This is a genomic window from Methanobrevibacter sp. (assembly GCF_030539665.1).
Taxonomy (GTDB): domain Archaea; phylum Methanobacteriota; class Methanobacteria; order Methanobacteriales; family Methanobacteriaceae; genus Methanocatella.
Genome location: NZ_JAUNXR010000002.1, coordinates 216,821 through 234,419, shown reverse-complemented (window position 1 = coordinate 234,419; position 17,599 = coordinate 216,821). Strand labels below are relative to the sequence as shown.

General features: G+C 32.7%; 20 protein-coding genes. 9 read left to right on the top strand and 11 right to left on the bottom strand.

Annotated features, from left to right (window positions below; translation table 11 throughout):
• Positions 1-86: 86 nt before the first annotated feature.
• The 4 genes from Q4P18_RS03680 (at position 87) to Q4P18_RS03665 (ending at position 3,702) form a co-directional block, all read left to right on the top strand.
• Entirely contained in the window at positions 87-1,469 is a 1,383-nt protein-coding gene (locus Q4P18_RS03680; protein WP_303335718.1) for an MFS transporter, read from the top strand.
• An 81-nt stretch (positions 1,470-1,550) separates the two neighbouring features.
• Positions 1,551-1,892 (top strand): VOC family protein, encoded by a 342-nt coding sequence (locus Q4P18_RS03675; protein ID WP_303335716.1) that lies wholly within the window; start codon positions 1,551-1,553, stop codon positions 1,890-1,892.
• Positions 1,893-1,896: 4 nt separating this feature from the next.
• Entirely contained in the window at positions 1,897-2,322 is a 426-nt protein-coding gene (locus Q4P18_RS03670) for a MarR family winged helix-turn-helix transcriptional regulator (protein ID WP_303335713.1), read from the top strand.
• Entirely contained in the window at positions 2,323-3,702 is a 1,380-nt protein-coding gene (locus tag Q4P18_RS03665) for an MFS transporter (protein ID WP_303335712.1), read from the top strand.
• A 19-nt stretch (positions 3,703-3,721) separates the two neighbouring features.
• On the opposite strand, the gene Q4P18_RS03660 is transcribed toward Q4P18_RS03665, so the two are convergent.
• Both Q4P18_RS03660 and Q4P18_RS03655 read right to left on the bottom strand, forming a co-directional pair.
• Positions 3,722-4,012, bottom strand: a complete 291-nt coding sequence (locus tag Q4P18_RS03660) for a hypothetical protein (protein ID WP_303335710.1) — start codon at positions 4,010-4,012, stop codon at positions 3,722-3,724.
• Positions 4,013-4,054: 42 nt separating this feature from the next.
• Complete coding sequence (locus Q4P18_RS03655; RefSeq protein ID WP_303335707.1) at positions 4,055-4,486, bottom strand: peptidylprolyl isomerase; 432 nt, start codon at positions 4,484-4,486, stop codon at positions 4,055-4,057.
• Between the two features lie 74 nt (positions 4,487-4,560).
• Here Q4P18_RS03655 and Q4P18_RS03650 point away from each other — a divergent pair, with 74 nt between their 5' ends.
• A complete protein-coding gene (locus Q4P18_RS03650; protein WP_303335705.1) occupies positions 4,561-5,727 on the top strand; it encodes an aspartate aminotransferase family protein in 1,167 nt (388 codons plus the stop codon).
• Positions 5,728-5,737: 10 nt separating this feature from the next.
• Here the strand turns inward: Q4P18_RS03650 and Q4P18_RS03645 are convergent, their stop codons facing one another.
• Positions 5,738-6,142: an NUDIX domain-containing protein gene (locus tag Q4P18_RS03645; RefSeq protein WP_303335702.1), complete on the bottom strand. Its 405-nt coding sequence runs from the start codon at positions 6,140-6,142 to the stop codon at positions 5,738-5,740.
• 158 nt (positions 6,143-6,300) lie between these two features.
• Here Q4P18_RS03645 and lysA point away from each other — a divergent pair, with 158 nt between their 5' ends.
• A complete protein-coding gene (gene lysA, locus Q4P18_RS03640; protein ID WP_303335700.1) occupies positions 6,301-7,584 on the top strand; it encodes a diaminopimelate decarboxylase in 1,284 nt (427 codons plus the stop codon).
• Between the two features lie 9 nt (positions 7,585-7,593).
• Positions 7,594-8,454, top strand: a complete 861-nt coding sequence (dapF, locus tag Q4P18_RS03635; RefSeq protein WP_303335697.1) for a diaminopimelate epimerase — start codon at positions 7,594-7,596, stop codon at positions 8,452-8,454.
• Between the two features lie 21 nt (positions 8,455-8,475).
• Here dapF and Q4P18_RS03630 read toward each other — a convergent pair whose 3' ends face one another.
• The 7 genes from Q4P18_RS03630 to Q4P18_RS03600 all read right to left on the bottom strand — a co-directional run bounded on the left by Q4P18_RS03630 (position 8,476) and on the right by Q4P18_RS03600 (position 13,301).
• Entirely contained in the window at positions 8,476-9,054 is a 579-nt protein-coding gene (locus tag Q4P18_RS03630; protein WP_303335695.1) for a HemK2/MTQ2 family protein methyltransferase, read from the bottom strand.
• Between the two features lie 8 nt (positions 9,055-9,062).
• Positions 9,063-9,959, bottom strand: coding sequence for a 16S rRNA (adenine(1518)-N(6)/adenine(1519)-N(6))-dimethyltransferase RsmA (gene rsmA, locus Q4P18_RS03625; RefSeq protein ID WP_303335693.1), 897 nt, complete (start codon positions 9,957-9,959; stop codon positions 9,063-9,065).
• Between the two features lie 7 nt (positions 9,960-9,966).
• Positions 9,967-10,605 carry a DUF655 domain-containing protein gene (locus Q4P18_RS03620; RefSeq protein WP_303335690.1) on the bottom strand — a complete coding sequence of 213 codons (639 nt, stop codon included), beginning with the start codon at positions 10,603-10,605 and terminating at the stop codon, positions 9,967-9,969.
• Between the two features lie 149 nt (positions 10,606-10,754).
• Positions 10,755-11,096 (bottom strand): RNA polymerase Rpb4 family protein, encoded by a 342-nt coding sequence (locus tag Q4P18_RS03615; protein WP_303335687.1) that lies wholly within the window; start codon positions 11,094-11,096, stop codon positions 10,755-10,757.
• 5 nt (positions 11,097-11,101) lie between these two features.
• Entirely contained in the window at positions 11,102-11,395 is a 294-nt protein-coding gene (locus tag Q4P18_RS03610) for a 50S ribosomal protein L21e (protein WP_303335684.1), read from the bottom strand.
• A 225-nt stretch (positions 11,396-11,620) separates the two neighbouring features.
• Positions 11,621-12,538 carry a manganese-dependent inorganic pyrophosphatase gene (locus Q4P18_RS03605; protein ID WP_303335681.1) on the bottom strand — a complete coding sequence of 306 codons (918 nt, stop codon included), beginning with the start codon at positions 12,536-12,538 and terminating at the stop codon, positions 11,621-11,623.
• Between the two features lie 145 nt (positions 12,539-12,683).
• Positions 12,684-13,301, bottom strand: a complete 618-nt coding sequence (locus Q4P18_RS03600; RefSeq protein ID WP_368660185.1) for a queuosine precursor transporter — start codon at positions 13,299-13,301, stop codon at positions 12,684-12,686.
• A gap of 394 nt (positions 13,302-13,695) precedes the next feature.
• On the opposite strand from Q4P18_RS03600, the gene Q4P18_RS03595 reads away from it, so the two are divergent.
• Positions 13,696-14,247, top strand: coding sequence for a hypothetical protein (locus Q4P18_RS03595; protein WP_303335676.1), 552 nt, complete (start codon positions 13,696-13,698; stop codon positions 14,245-14,247).
• Between the two features lie 63 nt (positions 14,248-14,310).
• Positions 14,311-15,168: an AmmeMemoRadiSam system radical SAM enzyme gene (gene amrS / locus Q4P18_RS03590; RefSeq protein ID WP_303335673.1), complete on the top strand. Its 858-nt coding sequence runs from the start codon at positions 14,311-14,313 to the stop codon at positions 15,166-15,168.
• A gap of 28 nt (positions 15,169-15,196) precedes the next feature.
• Here the strand turns inward: amrS and nrdD are convergent, their stop codons facing one another.
• Positions 15,197-17,512 carry an anaerobic ribonucleoside-triphosphate reductase gene (nrdD, locus tag Q4P18_RS03585; RefSeq protein ID WP_303335671.1) on the bottom strand — a complete coding sequence of 772 codons (2,316 nt, stop codon included), beginning with the start codon at positions 17,510-17,512 and terminating at the stop codon, positions 15,197-15,199.
• Positions 17,513-17,599: the final 87 nt, after the last annotated feature.

The following is a 17,599-nucleotide window of genomic DNA, read 5'->3' as shown; positions in this document are numbered from 1 at the left end:
TCTTTTTATAATAAAAACCTTTTTATACTATTTTATAAATATTATCTCTGAGATGATTATATGCTTTATTTAGGGGATGATTATTTATGGCTTCTCGACTAGAGAATTATGTTTTATTTGTAACTACATTAACAGCATTTTTTGCAATTTTTTTATCTTCAGCAGTTATGATGGCAGTGCCAACATTAGCTGGTGAATTTGGAATGAGTAATATTGTTCAAAATTGGATTAGTACTATTTACTTACTTTCCCTAGCGGTTGTAACAATCCCTGTTGGACAAATTTCTAGTAAATATGGACTTAAAAAGACTATGATAATTGGTTTGATTATTTTTATCATAACTACTACAGTTATCATGTTTTCAACTTCACAGGATATGTTCCTAATTTTAAGAATTATTCAAGGTGCAGGTTCCGGTATTATCACTGTATCAGCTACTGCAATGCTTGTATCTGCATTTAGCCCAGAAGAGAGAGGTAAAGCTTTAGGTATCAATGCTATTGGTATTTGTTTGGCAGCTATTGTTTCTCCAATATTTGCAGGATATTTAAATAATTCATTCGGATGGAGATCTATCTTCCTGTTCACAATTCCATTTTTAGTACTCTGTTTAGTTTTATTGTTCACTGAAATTAAAAAAGAATGGAAAACTCTTGAAGGGGTTCCTATTGACATTAAAGGAATTATTTTATATTCATTCGGAATATTCCTATTCGTATTTGGATTTACAACTTTAAACAGACCTGATGGTATTATCTATGCAATTGCAGGTTTGATTATATTGGTGGTCTTCGGATTTATGGAACTTAAAACAGAACATCCTGTGTTCAACGTGGGATTATTTAAAAATCCTAAGTTTTTAACTTCAAATGTGGCTGCATTGGCTGCCTATTTTGCAATGTCTGTAATATTCACAATTATGAATTACCATCTTCAGTATATTAGGGGATTTAATTCACAGGAAGCAGGAATGCTTTTGATTATAGCTCCAGTTCTTCAGGTCATCATGTCTCCGATTTCAGGATCCTTGTCCGATAAGATCAATCCGCAAATATTGGCCGCTATTGGTGGAGTTATTGGTGCTGTAGGAATTATAATGATTATATTCCTTTCAAAAGAGGTATCTCTTGTACTGGTTATAATTTCATTCATATTGTTAGGTTTAGGATTTGGTCTGTTCTCGCCTGCAAATACAAACGAGATTATGGGTTCAGTTCCTAAAAAAGAAACTTCAATGGCTTCTGCATCTTACTCAGTAATGAGGGTTGTTGGTCAGACAATGAGTATGGGTATATTTACCTTTGTCTTTGCAATAGTTATGGGTAATGTGCCGATTATTCCTGAAAATTATCATTTATTGATTCAAAGTTCACAAATAACTGCAGTAATCTGTACTGTTGTCTGTATAATTTCTGTTGTTGTTTCAATTATAGGGGTCAGGTCAAAAGGATATTATAATAGTGGATAATTTTTATCCATTATTTTTTTTTTTCAATGGAATTTAGTTTCATAGGAAACTATTTATATTTATAGGAAGATATTAATTTTCATGCAATTAGAATACACTACAATTCTTGTTAAGGATATGGATGAGAGTTTAAATTTTTATAAGAAAACATTAGGATTTGAAATTGAAAATCAATTAAATTTGCCAGACAAGACTATTATTTTCCTCAAAGACAAGTCTGGTGCAGGTATTGAACTTATTAAAGAGAAAAATCCAGAAACAGGTCTTTTTGGCATTGTTTTCAAGGTTAATGATGTTAAAAGGGAAGTGCAAATTATGAAGGAAGATAATCCTGATTTGGAGATAGTCATTGAGCAAACACCAAACAATACTTTGGCCTTCACTAAAGATCCAAATGGGGTTAATATTATTTTAAGTCAGTGATTTCATGTTTGAAGGACCATTCGGAAGTCAATTGTTCATTTTTAATAAAAATCTTCACAAATATCTGAATGACAATGTCTTAAAATACGATTTGAACTACATTCAGATGTTATTTTTGATTAGAATTGATAAGTTTTCCAACGTATCTCAAAAAGATTTGGCTGATATTTTTTTCCTAACAAAAGGATATGTGGCCAAATCAATTAAGGATTTGGAAAACAAAGGGTTCATAATTCGATCCAAGGGTCTTGAAGATAAAAGGCAATATAAAATGCAATTGACTGAAAAAGCTTTAAATTTAATCCCAGAATTTAAAAAAATCAATTCTGCTTGGGAAGAGAAAATGGGATTAAATGAAATCAACGATGAATTTTTTGATACTTTTAAAAAATTAACAAGAAAAAGCATAGAATTAAATGAGGATGATTAAATGGATAATTTTGAAAAATATGTTTTGGTCATAGCAGCCGTAACTTCATTCTTTACAGTATTTCTCTCATCAGCAGTAATGATTTCAGTCCCATCATTGGCTGTTGAATTTGGCATGAGCAATATTGTTCAGAATTGGGTTACCATGTTGTTCTTCCTGTCAGTTGCAGCAGTAACAGTCCCTGCAGGGCAGATTTCAGGAAAGTTTGGTCTTAAGAAGACAATGGTATTTGGAATGGTTTTGTATATAATAAGTTCGATTGTATGTGTATTTTCCATTTCTAAAGACATGTTTTTGATTTGCAGAATATTTCAGGGTGCAGGTGCAGGTTTTCTAAACGTTGCTGCAATGGCCATGGTTGTATCCGCATTCAAACCACAAGATAGAGGTCAGGCTATTGGTCTTACTGTTGTAGGGGTATATTTAGCTACTTCGCTTTCACCGGTTATTGGAGGTTTTTTAAACTTCTCATTTGGTTGGAGATCAATATTTTACATAACACTTCCATTTTTATTCCTATGTCTGGGATTGCTCATAACAAAAATCAACAAGGAATGGGTTACATTTAAAGACAAACCTCTTGACACAAAAGGTTCTGTTTTATATGCTGTTGGAATAGTTCTCTTTATATTTGGTTTTACAATGCTAAATGAAACAACAGGAGTTATCTTGACAGTAGTAGGTCTGATCTTGATAGCTATTTTTGTAGTAACTGAAATTAAAGTAAAAGCTCCAGTATTTGACGTAAGACTGTTTAAAAATTCCAAATTTTCATCAGCTAACTTTGCGGCCCTTTGTGCTTATTTGGCAACTTTTGCAATTGTAACTATTATCAATTATTATCTGCAATATATCAGAGGTCTAGATTCAAGTCAGGCGGGAATGATATTATTAATAACTCCGGTTTTCCAGGTTGTAATGGCTCCTATTGCCGGTAGAATCTCCGATAAGATTAATCCCCAAATATTGTCTGCAGTAGGTATTGGTTTCGGGGCTCTTGGAATATTTTTAATTTCAATTGTGGATACTACAACACCTCTAATCTACTTGATGGTTGCAATGGCATTCCAGGGATTCGGTTTCGGTTTATTCTCCTCTCCAAACACAAATGCGATTATGGGATCTGTCCATCCAAAGGATACTCCAATCGCATCAGCTTCAGTGGCTACAATGAGAGTTATAGGCCAAACATTGAGTATGGGAATGTTTACACTAATATTTGCATATATTATGGGCAATGTGCCTATTATTCCAGCTAATTATCATTTGCTAATGCTTAGCTGTCAGTTGGCTGCAGGAATTTGTACAGTTCTGTGTGTAGTGTCAATATTCTCTTCATTAGTGGGAATCAGGTCCAAGGCGTATTATGATAAAAGTTAGATTAATTCTAACTTTTTTTTTAATTGTAGCTATAGTAATAATTGAGATTAATATCTGAAGCCCAAGGAACAAGCAATATTATCAAAAGCATAACCAAAGAAAGGACAACTACATATTTTCCATTCTTCTGTTGCTTGCCGTGCAGATAAAAACCAATAAAGATTCCAACAATAGGGAATAAAAAGGAGAAAATGTAACCCAAAACTGCAATTAACTTGTAATTTCTTATTTTATATCCACATTCCAGGCATTCAGTCTGTCCTTCTTCAAAAACAGTTCCGCATTCAGGACATTCAAATTGATTTTCCATTCAAATCTAAAAAAGTTAAAAAAATAGTTGTTAATTAAACAACTATTCGTCAATTACTTCAAGTTTTAACATTTTGTCTCCTTGTTCGATTTCATTGACAACATCCATACCTTTGATAACTTGACCAAATACGGTGTGAACACCATCTAAATGAGGTTGTGGAGAATGTGTAATGAAGAATTGGCTTCCACCAGTGTCTTTTCCAGCGTGTGCCATTGAAAGTGCACCGGTTCCATGTTTATTGGGATTTCCTTCGGTTTCACATTTTATTGTATATCCTGGTCCGCCAGTACCGTTTCCTACAGGACAGCCTCCTTGAATTACAAAGTTAGGGATTACTCTGTGGAAAGTTAATCCATCGTAAAATCCTTCTTTGATTAATTTTTCAAAGTTTGCTACAGTTCCTGGTGCATCTTCAGGGAATAATTCTAATTCGATTGTACCTTTTTCAGTTTCTATTATTGCTTTTTTCATAATACCACTTCTTAAATTTTAAATATCATTAATAATATATTTACTTATATATAAAATATTTTATGGTGATTATTATGAACACTAAAGAATTAATGGAAGCTGAAGATGAATACTTTGTGAATACTTTCACTAGACAGCCAATTGTATTGGATCATGGTGAAGGTCTCAAGGTATGGGATACCGAAGGAAAGGAATATTTGGATTTCTTCGCAGGAATAGCTGTTAACTGTTTAGGTCATAAAAATCCGAGAGTTGTAGATGCTATTAGTAAACAAGCAGAAAAATTAATTCACATTTCCAATATTTATTATAATGAACCTGCAATTGAGTTTGCAAAAAGATTGGTTGATTTAACCTGCTTTGATAAAATTTTCTATACTAACAGTGGTGCTGAATCCAATGAGGGAGCTATTAAGTTAGCTTTAAAATACACTGGGAAAAGCGAAATTATTACAACAACACATTCATTCCATGGTAGGACTCTTTTAACAGTCACTGCAACTGGTCAGGAAAAATATAAAGCTCCATACGTTAAGAATTTACCACAAGGATTTATTGAAGTGCCTTACAATGATATTGGCGCTATAAAGGAAGCAATCTCTGATGAAACTGCAGCTATTATTGTAGAGCCTATTCAAGGTGAAGGTGGAGTAAATATTCCTAATGATGACTACTTGCCTGAAATCGAAAAGTTATGTAAGGAAAACGGCATTGTTTTCATTGTGGATGAGGTTCAAACCGGTTTTGGAAGATGCGGACCTTTATTTGCACATGAAATTTATGGGGTAAAACCAGATATCATGTCCGTTGCAAAAGGTATTGGTGGAGGAGTTCCAATGGGAGCTTTCCTCGCAACAGAAGAAGTGGCTAGAGGCTTTGAACCAGGAGATCATGGTACTACATTTGGTGGTGGTCCTCTTGTTTGTGCATCCGCTAATGCGGTTTTGGATGTTCTTTATGAAGATGATCTTCTTACAAATTGTGTAGAGATGGGTGCATATCTATCTGAAAAACTAGTAGGGTTAATGGACAATCATGATATAATTAAAGAAGTAAGAGGCTTTGGTTTACTTATTGGTGTTGAGCTTAACAAAGAAGGTGGCGAATTCGTTGACATCATGAGAGAAAAAGGTTTCCTTGTCAATTGTACTGCCGGAAATGTTTTAAGATTCGCTCCTCCGTTAACAGTCACCAAAGAAGAGATTGACAAGTTAATTGTAGCTTTAGATGAAGTTTTATAACTTCATTTTTTTATATTTTAAATTCTTTTTTTTCTAATAATTTTTTCAATGCAGGTGTTATTTCCAATTTTTTCATTTTTTCAATATCTGCCCACATATAATCTATGTGCTCATCACTAATCTTTACATCGCCTTCCACATCTTTTAGATACATTATGATCTGTACTGTTCTTTTATGAGGATATTTCTCACTTATTCCTTCACAAAAATCTCCTAGTTTGCTGTTGAGGCCGGTTTCTTCTTTTATTTCACGTATTAATGCTTCATCAAAAAATTCCCCTTTATCGACTTTTCCGCCGGGAAGTTCCCACATTTCAGAGCCATAATGACAATTGGGGCAACGTTTTAAAAGTAATATTTCTCCATTTTCGTTTTTTATTATTCCTCTCATTGTCAGCCCATAACCTTTCTCCATTTTATCACTCCTTTGTTAATTTATAAAAATTTTTTATTATATTAAATTTTATAATTTCAATTTAGGAATGCCTAAAATTTATATATGATGTTTTACAAATATAAAAAAAATAACTTTTTTTGAGGTTTTATTATACCTTTTTTTTCGTAGGTGATAAAATGGATTTAAATATTAAAATTAATGATAAAGGTCATTTGGATATTGGTGGAGCAGATGCTTGCGATATCGCTGATGAATTTGGTACTCCAGTTTATGTGATTGATGAAAATAGGATAAGAGATAATTATAAAAGATTTTACGAAGCATTTTCAAAATATTATCCAGATTTTAAAGTATTCTATGCATGTAAAGCTAATACTAACCTTTCAGTTTTAAAAATCCTCGAACAAGAAGGTTGTTGTATTGATGCAGTATCTCCTGGAGAAGTATATATCTCAAGAAAAATGGGTTTTTCAGGAGACAGAATATTATTTACAGGAAATAACATTACCAACGATGAATTAAAATTTGTTTTAGATCAAGGAGCAGTTTTAAACATAGACTCAGTATCTGCATTAAAAAGATTAGCTGAAATCATTGAACCAAACGGACTTAAAATTTCATTTAGAGTAAACCCAATGGTTGGAGCAGGACACCACGATCACTGTATCACTGGTGGTGTAATGAGTAAATTCGGTATTATGGATAATGAGGCTGTAGAAGTTTACAAACTTGCAAAAGAATTAGGTTTCAACCCAGTTGGAATGCATTCTCACATCGGTTCAGGAATTCTTGATCCAGAACCATTTAAATTAGCTATCGAATCAACAATGGACATTGCAGGCAAAGTACATCAAGAAGCAGGCATTGACTTTGAATTTGTTGACTTTGGTGGTGGAGTAGGAATTCCATACACTCCTGATGAAAATATTGTAGACATCGATACCTTTGCAAAGGAAAACATTGCATTGTTCAAAGAAAAACTTGAAGAATATGATATGGGCAACCCAACAATGTACCTAGAACCTGGAAGATATCTTGTAGGGGATGCAAGTGTATTGCTTGTACGTGTAAACAGTGTTAAACAAAGCTACAGAAAATTCATTGGTGTAGATGCTGGATTTAACACATTGCTCAGACCTGCAATGTATGATTCATACCATCACATCGTAGTGGCTAACAAGATGAACGAGCCAAACACCCAAGAAGTGGACATTGCAGGAAACGTATGTGAGTCCGGAGACTTGTTTGCAAGAGACAGATTCATGCCTGAAATAGAAGAAGGAGATCTTTTAGCTATTTTAAATGCTGGTGCATATGGATTTACAATGTCTTCAAATTACAATTCCAGACCATTAACTCCAGAAGTCCTTGTTGAAAACGGCAAATGTCATTTAGTACGTGAAAAAGAAACCTTTGAAGACTTAATGGCAAAACAAACCATTCCAGAACACTTACAATAGGTTGGTAATATGAATCTCAAAGGATTAAAATTTTCAAAAATGCATGGAATCGGTAATGACTTCCCAATAATTGACGAATCAAAAGGGGAAGTTATTCCTGAAGCAGAAAAGGCTGAAGCATGCAGATTCTTGTGTCATAGGAACTTTGGTGTAGGAGGGGACGGTGTTCTCTTTGTAGTTCCATCTGAAGTGGCCGATATTGGATATAGAATGTTCAATCCAGATGGCAGTGAAGCTGAAATGTGTGGAAACGGTATCAGATGTTTCGCTGATTTTGTCTACAGAAAAGGAATATTAAAACAGGAAAAAATGACTGTAGAAACAAAATCAGGAATTAAAACAATTGAAATCACTGTAGAAGATGGAGAACCGGTATTATTTAAGGTGGACATGGGAACTGCTACATTCAAAACAAAAGAAATTCCAATGATTGCAGATGAAGAAGAATTCTTGGATGGGGACTTGGAAGTTTTAGATGAAACCTATGCAATAACTGCAATCAGCGTTGGAAACCCACATGCAATAATATTTGTTGAAGATGTTGCCTCTGTTGATATTGATAAATTCGGTCCAGCTATTGAATGTCATGAAGTTTTCCCAGAAAAAATAAACGTTCATTTTGTTCAAGTGATTTCTGAAAACGAGGGAATTATGAGAACTTGGGAAAGAGGAGCTGGAGTAACTCTTGCTTGTGGAACTGGAGCAACCTCTACTGCAATTTCCGGATTTAAATTAGGTCTTTTTGATAAGGACATTTTATTACATCTTCCTGGAGGAGATTTAGAATTCAATGTCTATGAAAAAGATGGTGAATTGGGAGCTTTAATGAAAGGTCCTGCAGAACTCGTATTCGATGGAGAAATTCAATAATCTCCATTCTTCTTATTTTTTTTATAAATAGCTGTTAATTAATGTAATGTCTTCGAAAAAGTAGTGTTCACTAGCTGCTATTTCGCTTACAAATCCTAATTCGTCTAGTCTTTTTAAAGTTTCTTCATTGTTTGAAAGTGAAGACTGTATAATCTGGACAGTTCCCTTTTCATTTAAATGATTTTTCACTTCATTTAAAAAATTATCAATTACTTTTCTACCATTTAATCCACCATCAAATGCATAATTTAGATTATCATCTATAACATCACCATTTTCGGTTGGTAGATATGGAGTATTAAATAAAATTACATCAAATTTTCTATTTTTTACAGGTTCAAACAGGTTTCCAAACAAGATTTCAATGTTTTCTATATTGTTCTTCTTGAAGTTTTTTTCAGCTAGGGTAACCGCATCCAAATTAATGTCCGTTACGGTTATCTTGTCTGTAATTTTCGATGCATACATGGCCACAATTCCAGTCCCTGTCCCGATTTCTAAAACGGAATCGCCAGGCTTTATGGCCAAATTCTCAGCAAGTAAAAAAGAATCCTCAGCAGGTATGTAAACGGTTTCCATTGTGTCAATCTTAAAATCCATAAAAATCCCTAAAAAGTCAAATGTTCGGATAAATATAAAATCTCTTCCGGCGTAATTGTAATGACGCGCTGATCTAATAGATCATTAATCTTATGGGATGTAATTGAATTCAATTTCTTTTTCATTTCTTTCTTATCCAGATTACACACCTCATGTCTTGAATCTATTAAAGCGTTTCTGGCTTTCTTGTTTTTATGCTGGAATAGAGCTTTTGTAAAATTAGAATAAGTTTTAAAAGCAGGGTCGCTAATCTCATCATTCTCTATGGCATTCAATTTACCTATAAGCTCAGGTAGTTTAGGTGTTAGTTTTACAACACTTGAATCAACCTTTGGTTTTGGAATAAATGATTCTGCTGATACTTGGGTTAATATTTCAACATCGCATTTGAAATAAAGCATTGCAGAGAGTCGGGAATAATCTTTAGTGCCAACTTTACCATCCATACGATTAGCAAACTCTTTCTGATACATTAGGATAGCACTATCAAAATCATATTCAAGAAATTTAAAGGTTATTGGAGAAGAGATTTGATAAGGTAAATTTGAGACAATTTTATTGAACTTTGGAAAGTCAACATTCAATGCATCATTATTAATCAATTCAACGTTATCTATTTTCTCTTTTTCCAATCTTTCTTCTAATATTTTAAAAATAATCGGGTCTTGCTCAATGGCTATTACTTTTTTAGCTTTTGCTGATAATTCTGTGGTTAAGGTCCCAATTCCGGGCCCTATTTCAAGAACAACATCATCTTTAGTTAAATTTCCAAATTTAATTATCTGGTCTCTTTTATTTTTATCAATAAGATAATTCTGACCAAGATTTTTGTTTAACTTTATGTTATTCTTATTAAGAATACTTTTAGTTTGTTTAGCTAAAGAATCGATGTTGCTTACACTCAATTTATCACTATTTTTTTACATTTTTATTAAAATTTTTTCTAGGAATATTTGTAAATAAATGATATTTGTTCTTACCTTTTTTAGTGACGGTTGTGTCCAGTTCCTGTTTTATCCTATTTACAATCATTCCAACAGGATCGGATAATGGTGGAACTCTTTCGCTAATATCCTCAAAACTTTCGAAAGGTTTTTCTTTTCTAGCTTCAATGATTTTCCACATGTGTTTTTTTCCAATTCCTGGAATAAGTTCTAATTTATGAAGTCTTGTACTTATTGGCTCTGCAGTATTGAAAAATTCAACAAATTTAGCTTCTTGGGCTAATACAAGGTCACGAATTGCATAATCAAGTTCAATTCTACTTGTTGCTGTTAAATTTTCAAAGTCTAATTTAGAAAATACTCTAGCTTTTGCTTTAGAGCGGTCTTTACCAATATAAACTGTATCTCCGATATCAAATTCGTTATCATCAATTGGAGTTAATTCTAATAAAGTGAAATAATCAGCACCAATAGCTTGAGCAATCGCTTTACCTTTAAATTTTGACATATCATTTTTCACATATCCTAAACTAAGATAATCCAAAATCAATGCATTTTCCTCTCTTCTTTCAGGAGGTGCCCTATGTTTTCTATTTTTATCGTTCATTATATCACTTCTTTACAGTCTAAAATTATTTAAAGTAAAACTTCAAATGTTTAGCTAATATTTAAATATTATAAAGTGATGCTTAATAAACATATCTAAAAAAGGCTAGTTTTAAGTTAAAAATAAAAAAAAGTAGAGTGTTAATTTAACTACTCTTCGATATCATATTTTTCTAATATTTCAAGAATTTTTTCCATTTCTTCTTTGGAAGGTTGTTTGACTTCCTTTGCAAATATTAGTCTTAAATCTGATAAATCGATTGGTATTAAATCAACAATGCGAACTGCAACTTTATTTTTTATATCCATAGCTTCAAGTTCTTCAATAATTTTTTCACTGTCTTCAAGAGAGAAGTGAGGAAGTCTTGAAAGATGGTTTAATGTAATGTTCTGTTCGTAATTAAGTTCATTTCCTTCAGCATATTCGTCAAGAACTTCTTTTACTTTAACAGATGAAATCGGTTCTGTTGCAATTATTTTTTTTCCTATCATAGGAATCAGTCTTTTTGAAGTTTTAAGTGATCAGGTCTAATAATTAATTCTTTGTATTTGTTTCCATCGTTTAATGCTACCATGTATGCTCTTCCTTGGGTTCCAATAACTTTACCGGTTTTTCCATGGAATCTAGGATGTGGTTGACCTTTTTGGATACTTGGGTTAATAATAATGTGAACTAAATCTCCTTCTTCGAATCTTTGCATTCTGTTGGTGATTGGGTTAGTTCTACCTGGTCTGTTTACTTTAGTCATTTTATTTCTGGATCTGCTTCTAAATCCTCTTGATCTTTGCATTTGTATAACCTCTTTTTTATCAATAGCGTCTGGGTAAAAACTATGTTATCAGCTACCTAGTATAAATGCCCATAATACTAGTAACATAGTATGTAAAAATTATAAAATTAAAATTATCAAAACTTGATAATATTAATCTATTACTTTAAAGATATTAATATACTTTTAGGTTTCATGTAGCTTATTGCTTTTAATAAATAATAAAGAAAAAAAAGAAAAGTAGTACTATGCATTTTCTGTCATAATTGGAACTACTTGTTTTTTACGGGATACTACACCTTCAAGCAATGCAGTATTGTCCTCTAATTTTACTCCATATGCTTTTTCTACCAAATCTGCAGCATTTCCAAGAACCAATACTTGGGAATTGCTATTTACAATATCGGTAATTAAAAGCATGAACAAATCAAGACCTTCTCTTTCGATAATTTCTTCGATGCCCTTTTCCAATTCGTCTTTCATTTCCAAAACGTCTTCAATGCTTGCGGTATTCACTTGATTTACGATTGACTTAACATCTTTGAAGTCAATTTGCTTTGCATCAAGAGCTAAAATTTCTTCAATTGAGAAATCTGAAAGGTCAGTTCCTGCCTTCAACATGTCTAATCCATATGTTTCATAATCGAGTTCTGCTATTTCTGCCAGTTCTTTCAAAGCTTTTTTATCATCTTCAGTTGTTGTAGGTGATTTTAAAAGCAATGTGTCGGAAATAATTGCAGATAACATTAAAGAAGCAATTTCTTTTGTTATTTCAACATCATTTTCTTTATATAATTTGTAAAGGATGGTTTGAGTACTGCCCACTGGTTCTAATCTTGCAAATAATGGGTGTGCAGTGTTGAAAGCAATTTTATGATGGTCTACAACTTTTGTTATCTTTGCATTTTCTATGTTTTCTGCAGATTCGGATGGGCTATTGTGATCCACTAATATAACTTCCGCATCATCTTCAACACTTTCAATAAGTTCAGGAGCTTCAATATCAAGATAATTTAAAATATATTCGGTTTCTTTGTTTATATTTCCTAATCTGTATGCTTTTGCATCTTCATTTCCAAGTTCACGTTCTAAATTAGCCATTACTATACTGGATGTTATTGTATCAGTATCAGGACTTTTATGTCCAAAAATATAAGTTACCATTGTATGTCCTCAAAAATTTTTTCTAATTATAGTATATTTTATATTTTTATAAAATTTTTGCATAAATTTTGTTTTGAAAAAAAGAAAATATCATAAAACAAACAATAACAAGTTTTATGACGTTATTTAAATAAAAAGGTAAGGTTTAGCAAGTGATTGCTTCCCCTTTACCTTTTTTAGCCCATTCAGCAACACGTACTGTGAGTGGTTGAGCTACAAATGTCCATACGAACATTATTAAGAAGTGAACAATTATCATAATTGCTATGTTGTACCAATCCACCTCAAACGCAAATGCCATTGTAATGAAGATTGTGTTGTCTACGATTTCACCAATTGCAATAGCAACGATTGCCTTATATCCTGCATCTCCACTAGCGGAGCTATCTTTAATCATGGTGGTTAACTTAGCATTTACGAAGTTACCAATTAAATATGAGGTGAATGATGAGATCAACATTCTTGGTGTTTGTGAGAAAATGTATGCAAAACTAGCTTGTCCTTCCCAGAATGGTGCTGCAGGAAGAATCAATGCAATTGTTGATACGACTACGAAAAGCAGATTACATAAAACACCAAATATGATGGTTTTTTGAGCGGATCGCTCACCATAAACATCAGCTATAACTGATGTAAGAATAAATACAACTGGATAAATTATTACTCCACAAGGAACAGTTAAACCCCAAAATCCTAAGTTCAATATTTTAACAGTAACTATATTTGTTGTTACAAAAGCAACACAGAACACAGTTATTAATATGATTTTTTTCTCCAAATAATTAAAATTCAAATTTATTTTAATTCCTCCATATCATACAATTATGTATATTATTATTTTTTATTTAATAAAAAGCTATTTATTTTCGTTTAAAGATAAATTGATTTATTTTTTGATTGTATTTCAATTATTAAAGCTCTATTGATAAATTTCAAATATATTTGATTTATTATTTAATTAAATTGTACGTGCTTAAAACCGATAATTATTTTACACTGAAACAAAAAAATGTTGATTTAATGACAATTTAATCATATGATTAAAACAGAGGATTTGTATGATTCAAGAAAATTCAATTAAGTTTTTTAAAAAACCGACAGAATTCAATAAAATAAGTTTACAAAAGTGGATTTTTATTCTTATTATAATTGGTCTAGTGTCAATGCCATTTGTCCAAAGTTATGCTCAATCAAAAAATGAAGTCCCTTTAACTAATGATACGGCAGAAAATAGGGACAATATAGCAATCGAAGACGTTAAGGCTCATGTCAGTAATTTGTCTGGGGATTATCCTACTTATGTATATAGCGTTGAGTGCACAATTGTAAACCTAACTAATGAGAACTATAGGTTTTGCTGTTATTTTTATAATGATGATGGGGTGGTAGGTTATGATGAATACTATTTGAACAAGTCTTCTCATGAGGATAAGGCATTCTTGCATTTTGGTATGGTTTTAGAAAATTTGACTGATGTTACTCATGTAAATATTGTTATCAATAACCATGATGGGGTTGTTCTAAATAAAACAAACGAGTTTAGCATGTATGTTGAGGATTATACTAAATATGCAGTCAAAACTCACTCGACTTCAGATAATTCTGCAGAATATTCAAAAGAACCGGTGGAAGTTAGCACATCTTCAGACAAATCTCAACCAACATTTACCAGTAAAAGATTTTCAAAATTTAAAGATGCCTTTGGATAAATTTGGGGTTTCAGTTAAATACTTTAATGTATAATATCTATTGGATGAAATGTTGGTGGAAGCATGAGATATAAAAAAAGCTCTAAAAGTAATAAATTAAGATGTGAAATATGTGCAAACTATTGTAAAATAGCTGATGATAAATTTGGAAAGTGTAATCAGTTTAAGAATGTTAATGGGGAAATGATTGATATTGGCTATGGAATAATTTCTGCCGTTAATGTTGATCCCATTGAAAAAAAGCCGCTGGCCAGATTTTTACCAGGCACCATGACTTATTCTTTAGGTGGTTTTGGATGCAATATGGGGTGTTTACACTGTCAGAACTATAGTATTTCACATGAGTATAATGAATTTTCACCATCAATTAAAATGACAGCAGAAACAATTGTGGAAAATGCAATTAATCATAATTGTAAGTCAATATCTTGGACCTATAATGAACCTACTATACACTTGCCTTTCAACAAAAAAGTTTCATTGTTGGGTAGGCAGAATAACCTTAAAATAATATACGTTAGTAACGGTTATATGTCAAATGAGTCAATAGATGAGATTTTAACATTTGTGGATGCATTTAACATAGACTTGAAGGCCATGTCACAGGAATTCTATAAAAAAATATGCAAGGCAGATTTGGATGTCGTTTTAAACAATATTGAAAGGATCTACAATGTTGGAAAGCATATTGAAATAACAAACCTTTTAATCAATAATAAGAATGATTCAGTTGAAGAAATAACTGCTCTGGTTAAGTTTATTGCTGAAAATTTGTCAACTGATGTTCCAATCCACTTTTCAAGAGCATTTCCTTACTATAAAATGAATGATATTGGTCCGACAAATGTTGATTCTCTTTTTAAAGCGGAAGAAATAGCTAAGGATTTTGGAATGAAATACGTTTATTTGGGAAATATTTGATTTAAAAAAAATAGTGGTTTGATGGGATTTATTGTTCCCATCTTTTTCTATCTAAAAGTTCTTGTCTTTTTCCAGGATTCCAACCTCCAGAGGATGATTTGGCTCTTCCTACTTGCTGTACGTATCCTGTTATTCTATCATACCATTCTACGTCATCTTTTTCTCCACAGGATGGACATTCATTGTTTAATCCTTTCATTAATGTTTTACATTTAAGACAGAAACTCATTGCTGAACTGTAAGCCCAGAATCCAATGTCTGAATTTTTAGCTATTTTGTTAGTTAAGCTCATTAATGAATCTGGATCTGCATATGATTCTCCCATGAATGCATGGAATATGTGTCCTCCAGGGGTGAGGCTGTGGTATTGTTCTTCGATTTTTATTTTGTCAATAAGTGATACTCCAGTGTCTACTGGCACATGTGATGAGTTGGTGTAATAGTTTGCATTTCCTTCTCCTTGAACGATTGCTTTATCTCCGAATTGTTCTTTATCGAGAGTTGCAAATCTGTATGCAGTAGATTCTGCTGGGGTTTGTAATACAGACCAACGGAGGCCGGTTTCTTCTTGTAATGCTTTTGCTCTTGCGTTTATATATTCAAGACATTTTACACCAAATTTATTTGCATCCTTATCGTCGATTCCTGCTCCGAATAATGAGAGTAACATTTCGTTAAGTCCTACGAAACCAAAGGACAATGTTGAGTTTCTGATACGGTAGTATGTGTCGTCTTCTACTGATTGGTTAAGGAATGGTAATATTTTAAAGTCTTCGAAACATTTCATTCCTTGTTGTCTACGTATCATTAAGGTTTCAACAGCTAAATCCATGTATTCGTCAAGATATTCGAATACTTGGTCTTCGTCTTTGGATTGGTATCCGATTCTTGGGAAGTTTAAGGTTACATATGCGAGGTTACCGGTACGGAGACAGTCTTCGTCCCAGTCACCAGTCCAGGTATCCTGAAGACAAGTTCTACAACCCATGTAGTTTGCCATGTCATTACGGTAATCTGGAAGCATGTTTACAAAGTATGATGAACCGTATTTTGCAGACAATTCATGCACAAGACGTAAATCATCATCATAATCTCCTTTTAAGGTTTCTTCACGTAGGGTGTAAATGGTGTTTGGGAATAAGTGTGGTTTTCCTTCTTGGTCACCATCAAGTAAAGTTTCTGTAAATGCTTTTTGAATAAGTCTGGTTTCGTCTTCAAAGTCTCCGTAAGTTCCTACAACTTCTCCTTTAGGTCCGTATGCTGTTACATCTTCGAGGAATTTTGGAACTCCAAATTCTAGAGCCATGCTTGTGAAAGGAACCTGTGATCCTCTTGCTGCATAAGCCATGTTTAAATTGTAAACGAGCATTTGGATACATTGTTTGATTTCATCGTAGGTTCTTCCTGTTGCAAATGGTGCTACGAATACATTCCAGAGACTCATTCCTTGACCGCCGCTCATGTTTTGCTGAGCAGCCAACATAACTTCTCCAGTATGGTTCATTAAGGTTTCCATGTGTGATGGTGCACCAGCTACTGAAGTGTGGTCTCCTGTTCCGTCCACTTTTAATCCGTATTTGATAAAAGTACGAATATCGTGTTGCATACAGTTCAATGGTCTTCCTGCAAAGAATTCAAGATCGTGAATGTGAATATCACCGGACATGTGTGCATCTGCCAAGTGTGATGGTAACATTTTAAGCAATGCATATTGTTTCAATGCTTCATCAGCCACATATTTGTGAATACTTTCAGGATTGTGAATCATATTAGCATTACTACGGTCTCCATTTTCGATTAATGAAGTGATATTGTATACTGGAATACCAAGACGAGTATATTGTTTTCTTAAATCTTCTAATCCGTATTCTAAAAGTTTAGTGTTAACCATTTCCCTAATCATTGGAGCGGTTAGATATTCCACATTTAATTTTTTAAGTTCTTTCCATACATCGGAAGCGATTTCAAATGCAGTTTCTTGTGAAGCACCGGTTTCTTCAATCAGAGTGTTTGCGATTTTAGCCATGTCAAATGCTTCAATTGTATCTCTTGAAGTACGTACTTTAAGTTGTGCGGTTGCTAAATATTTGTTAGCTATTTCACCGTCAATGTCTACGAGAGTTTCATATACAATTTTTTTCAACTCTTTTGTTGTAATTCCATCGTAGATTTGACTTATGACTTCTGCAATTACTTTGTCAGATTCAAAGAATGGAACTTCTACCATGATTAAAGATTTTACTAGCTTTTCATAGCTGAATCTTTCTTTAATTCCATTATTTTTTACTACGCTAATATCGATATTGTTATTTAATATGTTAGCGACATCAGAACTTTTATCCATTTTTTACACCCACTATTTTTTAATAAGAATAGGCCATAAATGGTCTATTCACTTAATTATTAATTCTATTTTTTGTTGTATATAAAT